The sequence below is a fragment of the Aquamicrobium defluvii genome, assembly GCF_004363725.1.
GTDB classification, from domain to species: domain Bacteria; phylum Pseudomonadota; class Alphaproteobacteria; order Rhizobiales; family Rhizobiaceae; genus Mesorhizobium; species Mesorhizobium defluvii.
This window is the reverse complement of record NZ_SNZF01000017.1, coordinates 44,646-58,571: the sequence shown is the minus strand read 5'-3', so window position 1 is coordinate 58,571 and position 13,926 is coordinate 44,646. Positions and strand designations below refer to the sequence as shown.

Below are 13,926 nucleotides of genomic sequence, written 5' to 3'. Positions count from 1 at the left end.
GATACTGGCAGGAAACCGGAGCAATTTCCCATTTTTGAAGGTAACGCTGCGGCAATAATGGGAAAAGGAGGAGCCTGTTCCGCGAAGCAATACTGCGCGCGGGAGCATTTCGTTCCCTCCCGGCGCGCGGCACGTCCCGATGCGCTCCGTTCTTGCGGCTCTCGCGGCTGCTTCTGCACACTTCCCTGGCGTCGAGCCGGTTCCCACATCCGGACGACATGATAGAAAGGCCGCATGGCACAGAAGAAAGCACATGAAGTCGATTCCTGGCTGGCGAGACCGGACTCGAGGACCTTCCTCGTTCTCATCTACGGTCCGGACCGCGGGCTCGTGTCGGAGCGAGGCAAGGCCTATGCGCAAAGCACCGGCCTGCCGCTGGACGATCCGTTCAGCGTCGTGAAGCTGGATGGCCCGGAAGTGGAAAAGGGCGACGGGAGGTTGTCCCAGGAAGCCCGCACCGTGCCGATGTTCAGCGATCGCCGCCTGTTGTGGGTCCGCAACGCAGCCGGCCAGAAAGGGCTGGCCAACGAGGTGAAGGCCCTTCTTGCCGAACCGCCTCGCGACGCGACGATCCTGATCGAAGCCGGTGACCTGAAAAAGGGCGCGCCATTGCGGTCGGCGGTCGAGACCGCCGAAGGCTCCATGGCTCTGCCCTGCTATGCCGACGATGGCCGCGATATCGAAGCCGTGATCGACGACGAATTGCGCAAGGCGAACCTGACGATGACGCTGGATGCGAGGCAGGCGCTGCGCCGCAATCTGGGCGGCGACCGTCTCGCCACCCGCGCGGAACTGCACAAGCTTGTCCTCTATGCGCAGGGTCAGTCTCAAATCTCGCTGGAAGACGTCAGGCTGATGACCGGCGACGTCTCCGGACACTCTCTCGATGAGGCTGTCGACGCCATTCTCGACGGGCGTATTGAGGATTTCGACACTGCATTCGCACGTCATTGCCAGGCCGGAGGTCCACCCTTCCTGGCTCTTTCGGGGACGATGCGCCAGTTTCACGCCCTTCACGCGATGCGTGGCGCAATGGAAGAAGGCGGCCGCAACGCCGCCTCTGTCGTGGCTGGCGCCAGGCCCCCGGTCTTCTTCTCGAGGCGCAAGCTCATCGAGCGCACGCTCGAGCGCTGGAACCGGCAATCCATCGAACGCGCGCTGGCAAGGCTTCAGAACGCAGTCCTGCAAACGCGCCGCCGCCCCGAACTCGCATCAGCGCTCGTCAGACAGGCCCTGCTCGGTATAGCCGTGGAAAGCGCACGCCTTTCGCGGCGATGAGCCTGCGAAAAGCTTATATAATACAAAAGGATACAAGGGCCTGCCAGATTGCAGCCTCTTTACTTTAGCCTAGGATGGGGCTCATTCGAATCCATGCAATGATTGTTGAAACGAAGCGACGGCGGCAAGGTAATTGGTGTCGAGCTTGTCATATCGTGTTGCGATGCGCCGTCAGTTCCTGGGCTTGCAGACCAGGCGCTCGATGACGTTGCTTCGGCGACAGGCTCTCCTGTCGAGGGGATAGGGTGTCTTGCGTGCTGCCGATGACGGGATCACCGCCCAGATCTTTGCCTTTGCAAGCCATTGCCGCAAGCTATCGGCATCGCAAGCCTTGTCTGCGATCAGCCGTTTGGTCGGAAGAGCGACTTCCGGCGGTGGAATTGCCATCGTGATATCGCAGACATAGCCCGGCGTCAGGGCAAGCGCGACCGGTCTGCCGCGATCATCGGCCAAGCAATGGACTTTGCTTGTTCCTCCGCCACGCGATGTGCCAATCGCTTGCACTACGACGATCACGATCAGTTGCGTCGGCACCTTCAGGACTTCATCGACGCCTATAATTTCGGGCGAAGATTGAAAACCCTCAAGGGCCTCACGCCCTATGAGTTCATCTGCAAACGATGGACTTCACAGCCGGATCGGTTCAGCATCAATCCATCAAAGCCCGGGACTGAACACCTAGGCGGGATCGGCGGCTGTGGTTTTTTCCATGCTGCCGAGGCCGAAGAGTTCGGAAATCCATCGGCTTGACTGGTGCTGGCTGCAAAATGTCAGCACCGCGATCATGATGGGAACGCCGATGAAGGCGCCGAAGATTCCCCACAAATGCCCCCACAGGAAAACGGAAAACAGCACCACGACGGGAGACATCGAAAGCGCGCTGCCCGAAACGCGCGGTTCGATGTAGCTGCCCACGACGAACTGGATGACATTCAGCCCGACGAAAATCGCCAGCACCCCCTCCCATGTGCCGAACTGGACAAGGGCAAGAAGCGTCGGCAGCAGTGTCGCGACAAAGGGGCCGATGAAGGGGATGTAGTTGAGCGCGAAGGCGATGAAGCCCCATTCCTCGGCCAGCGAAAGGCCGACGACCCGCGCGAACGCCCAGACCAGCAGGCCCGTTGCCAGGCTCATGGCCGTACGGATCACCATATAGCGCCGGATCTTGACCGCCGTTTGCTGACACCCTTCGAGCAGCGCCCGGCTTGCCGTCCTGTTGCGCATTGCCTTGATGCGGTTGCCGAAATCCTCGACTTCCATCAACCCGAGCAGGACATAGACGAGCGCGATCAGCCAGAAGCTGAAGATGCCGTTGAGCCGGCTGCTGACGGTCTGCACCGTGCGCAGGATCCAGCTCACGCCGAAATTCTCCGGCCAGACCGTGGCGGAGGCGATACCCTGTTCCTCCAGCCAGCGGCGGGCCTGCTCGTAGAGCTGCTGGAAATGCGCCGCATCGGCGATGATCCACCGCCCAACCTGACCGAAAGCCCAGGCGATGAGCCAGCCGAAGGCCAGCAGTGCAAGCATCACGATCAGGAAACTGATGCCCAGCGCCACATAGTGCGGCATGAGTTCCTGCAACCGGCGCTGCACGGGCGACACCAGAGCGATGACAAAAAGCGCAAGGGCAATCGGCGCAAAAACCGTATCCGCCACGGAAAGCACCGCGACAAACAGCAAAGTCGCAATGATGATCAGCGTGGCATGAACAAGTTTGTTCCGGGCGGCGAACATGCCGGTTTGTCCTCAGGGCGTTCAATTCCGTTCGATAAGCCAATGCCGGACGGGCACCCACCCCGCCCCTGGCTCACGACTCCGGTTTTTGCGTGCCGGCATCCACCCATTGATAGTAGAAACGATACGTATCTCCCGGTGCGCCGTAGTGATAAGGCACGTCTACATGCCGGACCAGCCCTTCGGGGCGGGAATCGGGCAGGTTCCGCTCTATGAAGCGCGCGAGGTTGCCCGGCATTTCCGGCGAACTGGCAAGATCGACCTTGCGGCCGCTCCGCCAGATCACGAGGATCGGCCGATCCGCAGCGATGTCCGGGAAGAACTGCTGGCCCGCGGGGGCCAATATAGGAACATCCGATACGTGAAGGCGGATTGTGCCGGCAAGTTGCCCGTCGCCCGCGACAATCGCGGCCGGCGAAACCGGCGCTTCGGCCATCAGCTGATTTATCATCGGGCCGTAAGGCACATTGAGCTTCTGGTAATTTCCAGTCCAGCCTGCCGTGACGATCCGCAAGCCGAGGACGGAGGGAATGATCACCATGATCGCCACTGTGATGCCGAGCAGTATTCTGAACGGCTTGCTTGTGTCTGCCCCGGCTTCCTCCAGTTTCAGGCACAGATAGAGCGGCAAGGGCATGACGAGCGGTATCAGCCACCTGTCGCGAATTTCGGAGACCCCGAAAAACAGGATAAGGCTCAGCAGCGCCAGAAACGCCACGATCCATGTTCGCTCGGTCAGCCGCGTCCACATGTTGCCGGCGCGCAGGGCCGTGAACATCTGCCTGCCGAATACGGCGGCAAAGATGAGCAGGATCAGGGACGATACGCCAACCAAAGCCTCCGTCAGGGAATACAACCCGAGGAGAATTTGATGAACCGTTCCGGATCCCGAATTGTCGGTCAGCTTCTCAAGGGTCCGGGATGTCGCCTGGTCCAGATTTTTCACGAACCAGACCGCATGCGGAACGATGATGAGAAGGGTGGCCAGGGCCGCCAGAAGGATGCGCCGGTCGAAAATGCGGCGACGCAACTGGTCGTCCCACAGAGCGGCAAGAAACACCGAGCCCGGCAGAAGAAGAAAATTGTATTTCGAGATGGCGCCGATGCCGATGGCCAGGCCCATGAGCAGGTAGGACAAGCCGCTGGGCCGGTCCACGGTACGGAACAGCCCGTAGAGGAACAGGGACGAGCTGAATATCACCGCCACCGTATGGGTCAGGTCGCGCTGTGCGCCATAACCGATCTGGGAGATCATGAACAGGCCAAGCGAAGCGATGACGGCCAGACGCTTGTCCCGCAGAACTCCGAAGGCGGTCAGCCCCATGAGCAGATAGGAGGCGAACAGCATTCCGTTCTTGAGCAGCGAGAGCGAAAGAACGGATGCTCCGAAGATGGTATTGGCCCCGTACTGGAGCCAGTTGTAAAGCGGTGGCTGGTTGCTGTAGCCGAGAGCCAGCCACTGCGAGACGAACATCTGCTCCGCCTCGTCGAGCTCAAGCGATGACGGCAGCAGGACCCTCAAGACGACATTGAGAGCGAAAAAGGCGAACAGCAGGACAAAGACGAAATGCGGCCGCCGCTCCAGCAGGTCGCTCACCTGGCTTCCCCCGGCCGCACCACCTGCCTCACGATATAGCCCGGCGTATCGCTGCCCTGGAAATAGGTCCGGGCGATCATCTCAGCCAATATGCCCATGGTGATCATCTGGAGCGACGACAGGAACATCATGACGCCGACCAGCAGCAGCGGGCGGGTGCCGATATCGTTGCCCATGACGAACTTGTCGATGCCGAGATAGAAGAAAGTCAGCGCGCTGATGACACCCGCAACCAGCCCGATCGAACCGAAGAAATGGCCGGGCCGGGCCTTGTACCGCATGAAGAACATCACCGACAGCAGGTCGAGAATGACGCGGAAGGTTCGCGAGATTCCGTATTTGGATACGCCATGCTGGCGTGCATGGTGACGGACCGGCATTTCCCCGATACGCGAACTCGGCACCACGCCCGCCACCCAGGCGGGAATGAAACGATGCATCTCGCCCATCAGCTGCACCTGCTTGATGATCGAGGCGCGATATATCTTCAGGCTGCAACCGTAGTCGTGAAGCCGCACGCCGGTCACGCGCCCGATAAGCCTGTTGGCAATCCATGAAGGAACCTTGCGCAGGACAAGGCCGTCCTGGCGGTTCCTGCGCCACCCCACGAGAAGATCGAGGTCCCGTTCCTCCAGGGTCCGGACCATGTCCGGGATATCTTCGGGATCGTTCTGGAGATCTCCGTCCATGGTGGCGATCAGGCGGCCGCTGGCGAAATCGAGTCCCGCCTGCATGGCTGCCGTCTGTCCGAAATTGCGTTGCAATTCCACGATCTTCAAAGGCAGGCGACCGGCCGCGGGATGGGTTTTCGCCTTGAGCACGGTGGCGTCCGAACTGCCGTCGTCGACGAGGATGAGCTCCCACGGCGCGTCATAACCCGCCATGGCCTGGCCGATCCGCTCCAGCAGGAAGCCGACGCTCTCCTCCTCGTTGAACAGCGGGACGATGATTGACAATTCGAACGCATCTGAATTGACCGCGTCCCCGGCATTGACAGTTGTCCGAGACAAGTATTGCTCCTAATTGTCGGGGCCTTCGGGCTTCAAGGCGCCTACTACATGATAGTTTTCCGGATGGCTATGAAACAATGGGTTGCGCGTCATCGTGCGGCACTTTTATCCGCGACGGTCGTGTCCGCGTATCTGATATTCCTTCAATGGATGTTCGGGTGGAATACGATCCTGTCGCAATGGAAGGACGTGGGAGCATGGGCCATCGTCTTCGCCATATGCCTGATGATGGGGAGTTATCTGCTGCGCGCCTGGCGTATCCATGATTATTTCCCCACCGAGACGAGGGGGCATTTCGGGCGGCTCTTCCGGCTGACGCAGCTTCACAATCTGCTCAATATCATGCTGCCCTTCCGCAGCGGGGAAATCGGCTTTCCGGTGCTGATGCGCGCGGAATTCGGCGTTTCCATTGCACGATCCACGTCCGCCCTGCTGGTGATGCGGCTGCTCGACCTGCATGCCTTGCTGGCCGCCGGCGGCGTGGGCGTCGTGCTCGCTTTCGCTCACAACCCGCTGGGCTGGATCGGCTGGTTCATCTTTCTGTTCCTGCCCGCGGCCGGCTTTGCCTTCAGACGCCGCGCCATCGGCCTGGCCCACGCCTTCGCGCCGCAGCGGGCGAGGTATCTTGTTTCCGAACTGGAAGCGGGCCTGCCTGAAAATGCAGGCCGTTTCCTGCGCGCCTGGTGCACGACCCTGCTCAACTGGTTCGCGAAACTGGCGATGCTCGCCGCCATTCTGATGATGCTTGGCGTCGCCCCTCCTTCAGCCGCCGTTGGAGGAGCTCTGGGAGGGGAGCTGTCATCCGTTCTGCCGTTTCATGCTCCGGCCGGCGTGGGAACCTATCCGGCCGCGATCACGGCAGGCGCGCTGGCGTTTGGTTCGCCTGCCACCTCCACTGCGCTCGAAACGCTGGGGCGCGCAGGAATCAACCTGCATCTGCTCGTAATCGTCTCCTCGCTGGCCGGAACGCTTTTTTCCCTGGCCGGCGCCCGCAGGAGGAACCATACCGGGGAAACCGATCGCTGATTCTCCTGACTGATGTGCACCGAGGTGCAGTGCGACGCAGCGGCCACTGTCGTCGATGACGGCGGCCGCAAGGTGAGAGCCACGCCGATGCACGCGGATCGGCGCCGACCATGATAAGCCGGATATCGGCAAACTGCTGCACGAGGCTGGCTCCTTGCCCGTCAGCATGCGTGGGCGGCATCCCGCACAGCCTCTTCTGTCGGGACAGCCACGGATGGTTCGGATGCACCATCCCCCCTCAGGAAGCAGTCGGAGCAACACTCCACCGCGCCCGGTATCGCAAATTGCACCGGGTACAGCGCGTTGTCGGCCATTTCGACATCATAAGCGTGCCCGATCATCCCTGTGGCGCCTTCAGGCGGGGGCATGGCACGGCCTATATCCATCCCGTGAAGGATACGGAAGCACCGGCGCGAGCAGCCGCCTCATCCCGGGACGCAATCATGTCGCCTTTTCCTTCCACCATGGCTTTACCGGGAATCGAGGCTGCGGCCTTTTTGCAAACATCCTTCAGTTCCGCATTCAATCAGATCGGCATTTCGGTCCCGGCGAGAGGCGCATCGCACACGGCTATCCGGGTCTCACTCCCAGCCAAAGCTCTTTCACAGCGCAAGGAAAGGTCCCCGGACATCGACTCCGGAATCAGGGATGTCCGGCCGTCGTCATTGAAAATGCTCAAGGCATGCAACCAGATCCGAGAAACGATCGCCTTGAACGGCAATATGGCTGCGCAGTTCACTGGCCGCCGCTTTGCCGTCGCCGCGAAGTATTGCGTCTACGATGCGCTGGTGCTCGTCGAGCGAACTCTCCATGCTGTTTCGCACCCGCAATTGCAGACGCCGGTAAGGCCGCAGCCCACTATTTCCTGACCGCCCGCACCGGGGACGGACGGCTGGTCGACCCCGTCGCACGCTTCCATCTGGGCAATGGCGCACGGCTCGAACGCCTCGATTTCCCCGGCGATGTTTCGGCCAGAGGCTTGCGGGAATCCCACGGCTCATGGTCAACTACCTCCACAAGCTGGACGACATGGAGCACAATCACGAGGCTTATGCCGAGCGGGGCGAGGTGGCCGCTTCGCCTGAAGCGCGCAAATGGGTTGCGGCTGTCCCGTCCAGGAAAGCGCTACCGAAGCCGCAGGAAAACTGAATGCCTGACAACCATCTGTTCGACGCCATCCGCAGCGCCCTTCCGGGGCTGGAGGCCATCTTCATCGAAACGCACGACGGTCGCGTCCTTACCTATGGTGACATGCTTTCCATGTCGGCCCACCTCGCGCATGTGCTGGCCACGCGCGGCGTGAAGCCCGGCGACCGCGTGGCGGCGCAGGTGGAGAAAAGCGCCGAGGCGCTGATGCTCTACCTCGCCTGCGTGCGTTGCGGAGCCGTCTATCTGCCGCTCAACACCGGCTATACGCTCGCCGAGCTCGATTACTTCTTCAACGATGCGAAGCCCGCGCTCATCGTCGTCTCGCCGCACAATGCGCAAAAACTGGCCGATACGGTCAGGGGCTGCGGCGCGGTCCTGGAAACGCTGGACGAGGCGGGCGGGGGCTCTCTGATGGGTGCCGCGCAGGGAGCGCCGGCACAGTTCTCCGATGTCCGGCGCGGCTCCGGCGATCTCGCCGCCATTCTCTACACCTCCGGCACCACGGGGCGCTCGAAGGGCGCGATGCTCAGCCACGACAATCTGCTGTCAAATGCGCTGACGCTGCGCGAGAGCTGGCGCTTCACCGCCGGCGACCGGCTGATCCACGCGCTGCCGGTCTTCCACACGCATGGCCTCTTCGTGGCCACCAACACCATCCTTGTCTCCGGCGCGTCGATGTTCCTGCTGCCGAAGTTCGACCCCGATGCGATCGTCGAGCGTTTGCCCAGGTCAACGGTTCTGATGGGCGTGCCGACCTTCTATGTGCGCCTTGCCCAGGACGCGCGCGTGAACCGCGACAGCACGGCCGGCATGCGGCTGTTCATCTCCGGTTCGGCCCCGCTGCTTGCCGAAACGCATGAGACATTCCGCGCCCGCACCGGCCACGCCATCCTCGAGCGCTACGGCATGACCGAGACCAACATGAACACCTCCAACCCCTATGACGGCGAGCGCATTGCCGGAACCGTGGGCTTTCCCCTGCCCGGTGTCGACATCCGTGTCGTGGACATAGACAGCGGCGCAGTGCTGCATGCCGGCGAGACCGGCATGCTGGAGGTCAGGGGCCCGAACGTCTTTCAGGGTTACTGGAACATGCCGGACAAGACGAAGGCGGAGTTCCGCGACGACGGCTTCTTCATCACCGGCGACCTCGGCCTGATCGACGAGCGCGGCTATGTCCACATCGTCGGGCGTGGCAAGGACCTCGTCATCTCGGGCGGCTACAACATCTATCCCAGGGAGATCGAAAGCGAGATCGACCGGCTCGACGGCGTGCTCGAAAGCGCGGTCATCGGCGTGCCGCACGGCGACCTGGGCGAAGGGGTCACCGCCGTCGTGGTGCCCCGGAGCGGCGCAGCGCTCAGAGAAGACGAGATCGTCGCCGCGCTCGGCGACCGCCTCGCCCGCTACAAGCTGCCAAGGCGCATCGTCATCGTCGACGAGCTGCCGCGAAACACCATGGGGAAGGTCCAGAAGAACCTGCTGCGCGACACCTACAAGGATCTTTACACCCCGTGACCGGGCCGGGATCGCAGGTCGCGTTCCGCGCGCCGGTTTCATTTGCCCGGCAAGGTTCGATTGCCGCAAAACAGCGCTACCAGATCAATGGAAGCGGACAGAAAATGTCATGATATCGAAGATAGCCTGACGCTGCGAAGATGCGTGGAACCGATCCGTTTTTGCCGGCGGCGGGATGTACGTATTCGTCAGCCAGACATGTTGCGGAAGGCTGCACTTCAGGCCGGTAGGGGGCAGGATTTGTACCCTGCCTTGCCTGCCAGCGGAGCTGCTTTCTAGGCTAGAGCTTCAGTTTGCGGCACAGGTCGTCGAGCTGGTCGAGCGTCTTGTAGGACACGCGCAATTCTCCACCCCGCTCCTTATGAGCGATGGTCACCTTCATTCCGATCGTATCGGTCAGCAGCTTTTCCAGCGCCAGCGTATCGGCGTCCTTCTCGGCGGGAGGTGAAGACCGGTTTTCCCGGACAGCACCTGCTGGCGCCTGCGCCAGCGCTTCCGCCTGACGCACGGACAGCCCTTCGTCGATGATGCGCCTGGCCAGCCCTACCGGGTCTTCGGCTGTAACGAGGGTTCGCGCATGACCGGCCGACAGGGATCCGTCGACCACCAGATCCCGGATCACTTCGGGCAGCTTCAACAGGCGCAGCGTATTGGCCACATGGCTGCGGCTCTTGCCGATAACCTGTCCTAGATCGGCCTGACTGTAATTGTGCTCCTCGATGAGTTGCTCATAGCCAAGCGCCTCTTCGATCGGGTTGAGGTCCGCACGCTGGACGTTCTCGATGATCGCCAGCTCAAGTGCGGTGCGATCGCTGACCTCGCGGACGATGACAGGAATCTCCACCAGCCCGGCTCGCTGCGCCGCGCGCCAGCGACGTTCACCGGCGATGATTTCATAGCGGCCCTGCTGCTCGGGCGCCGGGCGCACCACCACCGGCTGCACGATGCCATGCTCGCGGATGGACTGCGCGAGATCTGTCAGCTCCGGCTCACCGAAATGCCGGCGCGGATTGCGCGGGTTAGGGGCGACGAACTCGATAGGAACCTTGCCATCGGCCAGCGCCGCCGGCCTTTCGGGTTCCGCCGGTCGGTCGATTTCGCCGATCAGAGCTGCCAGTCCCCGTCCGAGCCGCTTTCTTGAAGGATCTTCGCTCATCGTTCACCAAAACCGTTTCATTACCGAATCAATCTGTCGTCTTACAGGGTTCAGGCCGCGCGCAAGCGTCGTTCACGCCGGATAACCTCCGAAGCGAGCTGCAAATACGCCTGGCTGCCGGAGCATTTCAGATCGTACAATATAGCTGGCTTGCCATAAGACGGCGCTTCGGACACACGCACATTCCGTGGAATGACGGTCTCATACACCTTTTCGCCCATATGCGCGCGCACATCCTGCACAACCTGATTGGCCAGATTGTTGCGGCCGTCGAACATGGTGAGCACGATGCCCTGGATCTCCAGTTGCGGATTGATGGAGCCACGCACCTGCTGAACCGTCTCAAGCAACTGACTGAGACCTTCCAGCGCGAAAAATTCGCATTGCAACGGGACCAGAACCGAATCCGCTGCCGCCATGGAGTTGAGCGTCAGGAGGTTAAGCGACGGCGGACAGTCGATCAGCACATAGCTGAACGGATTGGCGCGTGCCGATGTTGCTCGAAGGGCGTTTCTTAACCTCAGAACCCTGTCCGGGGCAGATGCGATCTCCATTTCCACGCCCAGCAGATCGAGGGTGGACGGAACAATCGACAATCCTGGCACCGCGGTCTGAACCGAAGCTGCCTCTACGGTCGCCGCACCCGTCAGAACATCATAGGACGAAAGCGAACGATCCTTGCGATCGATGCCAAGCCCGGTGCTGGCATTTCCCTGCGGATCCAGATCGACGATGAGAACCTTTTCGCCAATTGCTGCCAGCGCAGTGGCGAGATTGATGGCAGTGGTCGTCTTGCCGACGCCGCCCTTCTGATTCGCCACGGTTATGATGCGGGGTTTGCTGCTGATCATGCTTTCCTGCCGGAATTTCACTCCGATAGACGGATGCTTTCACCTGGCGCTTAAACCACTGATCTCGAGCACGACTCCTTCCGGGTCGACCGAGCTTTTATATTCTACCAGATCGAAAGACCAACGTTGACTGCTTTCTTCGACCTCGGCCCGGTAATCCCGGCCTTTGTGGAAGAGTGCGGTCGCTCCCGCCAACAACCAGGGAGAAGCCAGTTCGACCAGCAATGGCAAAGCTGCCAATGCGCGCGCAGTCACAATCTGCGGCTGATCGACAAAGGCAGGCGCATCCTCGATACGCCGGGCAATGACCCGCGCAGGAAGATTGAACTCACCGATCATCGCTTGCAGAAAGGCGGCCTTCTTGCGGTTGCTTTCAACGAGATCGATGCGTCCGGAACGATCCCGCATCAGGAAAGCGAGAACCAGGCCCGGGAAACCACCCCCCGACCCGAGGTCGAGCCATTTTGTAGCACCCGGAGCCAGAGCGGCCAGTTGGGCACTGTCCAGAATGTGCCTGCTCCACACATCGGACAGGGTCGAGCTTGCGGCAAGGTTGATGCGCTGATTCCACTTCAGGAACTGAGCCTCGAAGTGCGACAGGGCTTCAAACGTTTCACGTGAAACGACACCAGCGACCGCCTGCAGCGCAAGGAAGCGTTCTTCGCTCATGCCGCGCCTTTCCGCATCATGATTTCATGAGCGCGAATATGGGCAACGATGATCGCAAGAGCTGCCGGCGTCATGCCCTCGATGCGTTGCGCCTCCGCAACAGACCGCGGCTGCTTCTGCTTCATCTTCTGCTTTAACTCATTCGAAAGCCCGGGGGTTGCCCCAAAATCCATATCAGACGGAATAAGCCGGGATTCTTCCGCCTGCATTCTGGCAACATCAACCTTCTGCCGCTCCATGTACACGGCGTATTTTGCTTCGATCTCGAGGGCTTCGGTAATTCTTCTGTCAATATGGAGGAAGGCCGGATCAAGCCTTGCCAACCATTCGATATCTACATTCTCATAGCTGAGCAATTCGTATCCCGAGCGGCGAACCCCATCCTGATTGATCGTCAGCCCCCCATGGGCCGCTTCCTGCGGTGTAAGCAAAATCGAGCGCGCCAAATCCCGCGCCTTGTCGAGAGCCCGCCTGAATCGCTCGAAATGAACAGCCCTGTCACCAGAGACAATGCCCAGACGAAGGCCAAGCGGCGTCAACCTTTGATCTGCATTGTCCGCGCGCAGCGACAGGCGAAACTCTGCCCTCGAGGTGAACATGCGATAGGGCTCGGTAACACCCTGGTGAACAAGGTCGTCCACCATCACGCCTATATATGCTTCGGTCCTGCTGATGGTGATCGGCTGGGAGCCGGAGGCATAGCGGGCCGCGTTTATCCCGGCCAGCAAACCCTGGCCAGCCGCCTCCTCATAGCCGGTTGTACCATTGATCTGTCCGGCCAGAAACAAACCTCTTATGCGCTTTGTCTCCAGCGTTGCATAAAGCTCACGCGGATCTACATGATCGTATTCGATGGCGTAGCCGGGCTGGAGCATAGCGGCATTCTCAAGTCCCGGTATGGTCTTGAGGATATCAAGCTGGACGTCTTCAGGCAGCGACGTCGAGATACCATTTGGATAAACAGTGTGATCGTCCAGACCCTCTGGCTCTAGGAATATCTGATGCGAATCACGATCCCCGAACCTGACGATCTTGTCCTCGATGGAGGGGCAATATCGCGGGCCGATACCTTCGATCGAACCCGAATACATGGCCGACCGACCCAGATTGGCCCGGATGAGATCATGTGTAACGGATGTGGTCCGCGTTATTCCACATTCGATCTGGGGAACAGTAATGCGCTCCGTCAGCGAAGAGAAAGGCACAGGATCCTCATCTGCGGATTGCATATCGAGAGATTTCCAGTCGATGGTCCGTCCATCCAGACGCGGAGGGGTTCCGGTCTTGAGACGGCCAAGCGCGAAACCCGCACGCGCCATGGTTTTGGAAAGCCCGACGGTTGCCTGCTCATTCATGCGGCCGGCGACGATCTTCCGATCTCCAATATGAATCAGTCCACGAAGAAAAGTTCCTGTGGTGAGGACCACCGAGCCGCAGCCTAATCTCCGTCCATCCGCCAGCACGACGGCGGTCATCCTGCCTACCGAGAGTTCGAGATCATCAACCTCACCTTCGATAACATCGAGGTTCGCTTGCTGGCGCAGCGCCGCCTGAACGGCCAGCCTGTATAGCTTGCGATCCGCCTGCGTTCGTGGGCCGCGTACAGCCGGTCCCTTGCGCCGATTGAGCATGCGGTACTGGATGCCGGCCTGATCAGCCATCCGGCCCATCAGGCCATCGAGAGCATCGATCTCCCGGACGATCTGGCCCTTCCCAAGACCTCCGATCGCCGGGTTGCATGACATCACTCCGATACTTTCAGCCCTTAAAGTTATCAGTGCTGTGGTCGCTCCTGCACGAGCGGCGGCGCTGGCTGCCTCACAGCCAGCATGTCCACCACCAACCACGATTACGTCATAATTCGATTTCATTTCAGCTTCTCTATTCGATAGAGATAGATGTTCGTACGCTTTTCATGTCAACGCCGCTTGTAAATGT

General features: G+C 60.6%; 10 protein-coding genes and 4 pseudogenes. 5 read left to right on the top strand and 9 right to left on the bottom strand.

Annotated elements, in window-relative coordinates:
* Positions 1 to 234: 234 nt before the first annotated feature.
* Positions 235 to 1,278 (top strand): DNA polymerase III subunit delta, encoded by a 1,044-nt coding sequence (gene holA / locus DES43_RS13805; RefSeq protein ID WP_035029700.1) that lies wholly within the window; start codon positions 235 to 237, stop codon positions 1,276 to 1,278.
* A 64-nt stretch (positions 1,279 to 1,342) separates the two neighbouring features.
* Here the strand turns inward: holA and DES43_RS22935 are convergent.
* Positions 1,343 to 1,779: pseudogene (locus DES43_RS22935) on the bottom strand (transposase family protein); the annotation flags it as partial.
* Between DES43_RS22935 and DES43_RS22930 the strand changes: the two are divergent.
* A pseudogene (locus DES43_RS22930) lies at positions 1,774 to 2,028 on the top strand (IS3 family transposase); the annotation flags it as partial. The pseudogenes DES43_RS22935 and DES43_RS22930 sit on opposite strands and share 6 nt — an antisense overlap.
* Here the strand turns inward: DES43_RS22930 and DES43_RS13790 are convergent.
* The 3 genes from DES43_RS13790 to DES43_RS13780 form a co-directional block, all read right to left on the bottom strand.
* Positions 1,957 to 3,012 (bottom strand): AI-2E family transporter, encoded by a 1,056-nt coding sequence (locus DES43_RS13790; protein WP_035029702.1) that lies wholly within the window; start codon positions 3,010 to 3,012, stop codon positions 1,957 to 1,959. The pseudogene DES43_RS22930 and the gene DES43_RS13790 sit on opposite strands and share 72 nt — an antisense overlap.
* A 73-nt stretch (positions 3,013 to 3,085) precedes the next feature.
* Positions 3,086 to 4,609, bottom strand: a complete 1,524-nt coding sequence (locus DES43_RS13785; protein WP_035029704.1) for an ArnT family glycosyltransferase — start codon at positions 4,607 to 4,609, stop codon at positions 3,086 to 3,088.
* A complete protein-coding gene (locus tag DES43_RS13780; RefSeq protein WP_035029708.1) occupies positions 4,606 to 5,619 on the bottom strand; it encodes a glycosyltransferase family 2 protein in 1,014 nt (337 codons plus the stop codon). The genes DES43_RS13785 and DES43_RS13780 overlap by 4 nt, the downstream gene beginning before the upstream one ends.
* A gap of 63 nt (positions 5,620 to 5,682) precedes the next feature.
* Between DES43_RS13780 and DES43_RS13775 the strand changes: the two genes are divergently transcribed.
* On the top strand, positions 5,683 to 6,645 hold the full coding sequence (locus DES43_RS13775; protein WP_245514583.1) for a lysylphosphatidylglycerol synthase transmembrane domain-containing protein: 963 nt from the start codon (positions 5,683 to 5,685) through the stop codon (positions 6,643 to 6,645).
* A 662-nt stretch (positions 6,646 to 7,307) separates the two neighbouring features.
* Here the strand turns inward: DES43_RS13775 and DES43_RS22925 are convergent.
* A pseudogene (locus DES43_RS22925) lies at positions 7,308 to 7,499 on the bottom strand (FCD domain-containing protein); the annotation flags it as partial.
* Between DES43_RS22925 and DES43_RS22920 the strand changes: the two are divergent.
* Both DES43_RS22920 and DES43_RS13765 read left to right on the top strand, forming a co-directional pair.
* Positions 7,493 to 7,794, top strand: a pseudogene (locus DES43_RS22920) (malonyl-CoA decarboxylase domain-containing protein); the annotation flags it as partial. The pseudogenes DES43_RS22925 and DES43_RS22920 sit on opposite strands and share 7 nt — an antisense overlap.
* A complete protein-coding gene (locus tag DES43_RS13765) occupies positions 7,795 to 9,312 on the top strand; it encodes a malonate--CoA ligase (protein WP_035029720.1) in 1,518 nt (505 codons plus the stop codon).
* 280 nt (positions 9,313 to 9,592) lie between these two features.
* Here the strand turns inward: DES43_RS13765 and DES43_RS13760 are convergent, their stop codons facing one another.
* Genes DES43_RS13760 through mnmG form a run of 4 tightly spaced genes read right to left on the bottom strand, consistent with a single transcriptional unit; the run spans position 9,593 to position 13,859 of the window.
* Positions 9,593 to 10,468 (bottom strand): ParB/RepB/Spo0J family partition protein, encoded by an 876-nt coding sequence (locus DES43_RS13760; protein ID WP_035029723.1) that lies wholly within the window; start codon positions 10,466 to 10,468, stop codon positions 9,593 to 9,595.
* A 50-nt stretch (positions 10,469 to 10,518) separates the two neighbouring features.
* Positions 10,519 to 11,319, bottom strand: coding sequence for a ParA family protein (locus DES43_RS13755; RefSeq protein ID WP_035029726.1), 801 nt, complete (start codon positions 11,317 to 11,319; stop codon positions 10,519 to 10,521).
* A gap of 39 nt (positions 11,320 to 11,358) precedes the next feature.
* On the bottom strand, positions 11,359 to 11,988 hold the full coding sequence (rsmG, locus tag DES43_RS13750; RefSeq protein ID WP_035029729.1) for a 16S rRNA (guanine(527)-N(7))-methyltransferase RsmG: 630 nt from the start codon (positions 11,986 to 11,988) through the stop codon (positions 11,359 to 11,361).
* The gene (gene mnmG / locus DES43_RS13745; protein ID WP_133675657.1) at positions 11,985 to 13,859 is read right to left on the bottom strand and encodes a tRNA uridine-5-carboxymethylaminomethyl(34) synthesis enzyme MnmG; all 1,875 of its coding nucleotides are present in this window, start codon (positions 13,857 to 13,859) and stop codon (positions 11,985 to 11,987) included. The genes rsmG and mnmG overlap by 4 nt, the downstream gene beginning before the upstream one ends.
* Between the last annotated feature and the right edge of the window lie 67 nt (positions 13,860 to 13,926).

What these genes read in the sequence shown, in the direction of transcription:
- DES43_RS13755 (WP_035029726.1), bottom strand. Translation starts at nt 11,319, where the DNA reads ATGATCAGCAGCAAACCCCGCATCATAACCGTGGCGAATCAGAAGGGC.
- rsmG (WP_035029729.1), bottom strand. Translation starts at nt 11,988, where the DNA reads ATGAGCGAAGAACGCTTCCTTGCGCTGCAGGCGGTCGCTGGTGTCGTT.
- mnmG (WP_133675657.1), bottom strand. Translation starts at nt 13,859, where the DNA reads ATGAAATCGAATTATGACGTAATCGTGGTTGGTGGTGGACATGCTGGC.
- DES43_RS13775 (WP_245514583.1), top strand. Translation starts at nt 5,683, where the DNA reads ATGGCTATGAAACAATGGGTTGCGCGTCATCGTGCGGCACTTTTATCC.
- DES43_RS13760 (WP_035029723.1), bottom strand. Translation starts at nt 10,468, where the DNA reads ATGAGCGAAGATCCTTCAAGAAAGCGGCTCGGACGGGGACTGGCAGCT.
- holA (WP_035029700.1), top strand. Translation starts at nt 235, where the DNA reads ATGGCACAGAAGAAAGCACATGAAGTCGATTCCTGGCTGGCGAGACCG.
- DES43_RS13790 (WP_035029702.1), bottom strand. Translation starts at nt 3,012, where the DNA reads ATGTTCGCCGCCCGGAACAAACTTGTTCATGCCACGCTGATCATCATT.
- DES43_RS13765 (WP_035029720.1), top strand. Translation starts at nt 7,795, where the DNA reads ATGCCTGACAACCATCTGTTCGACGCCATCCGCAGCGCCCTTCCGGGG.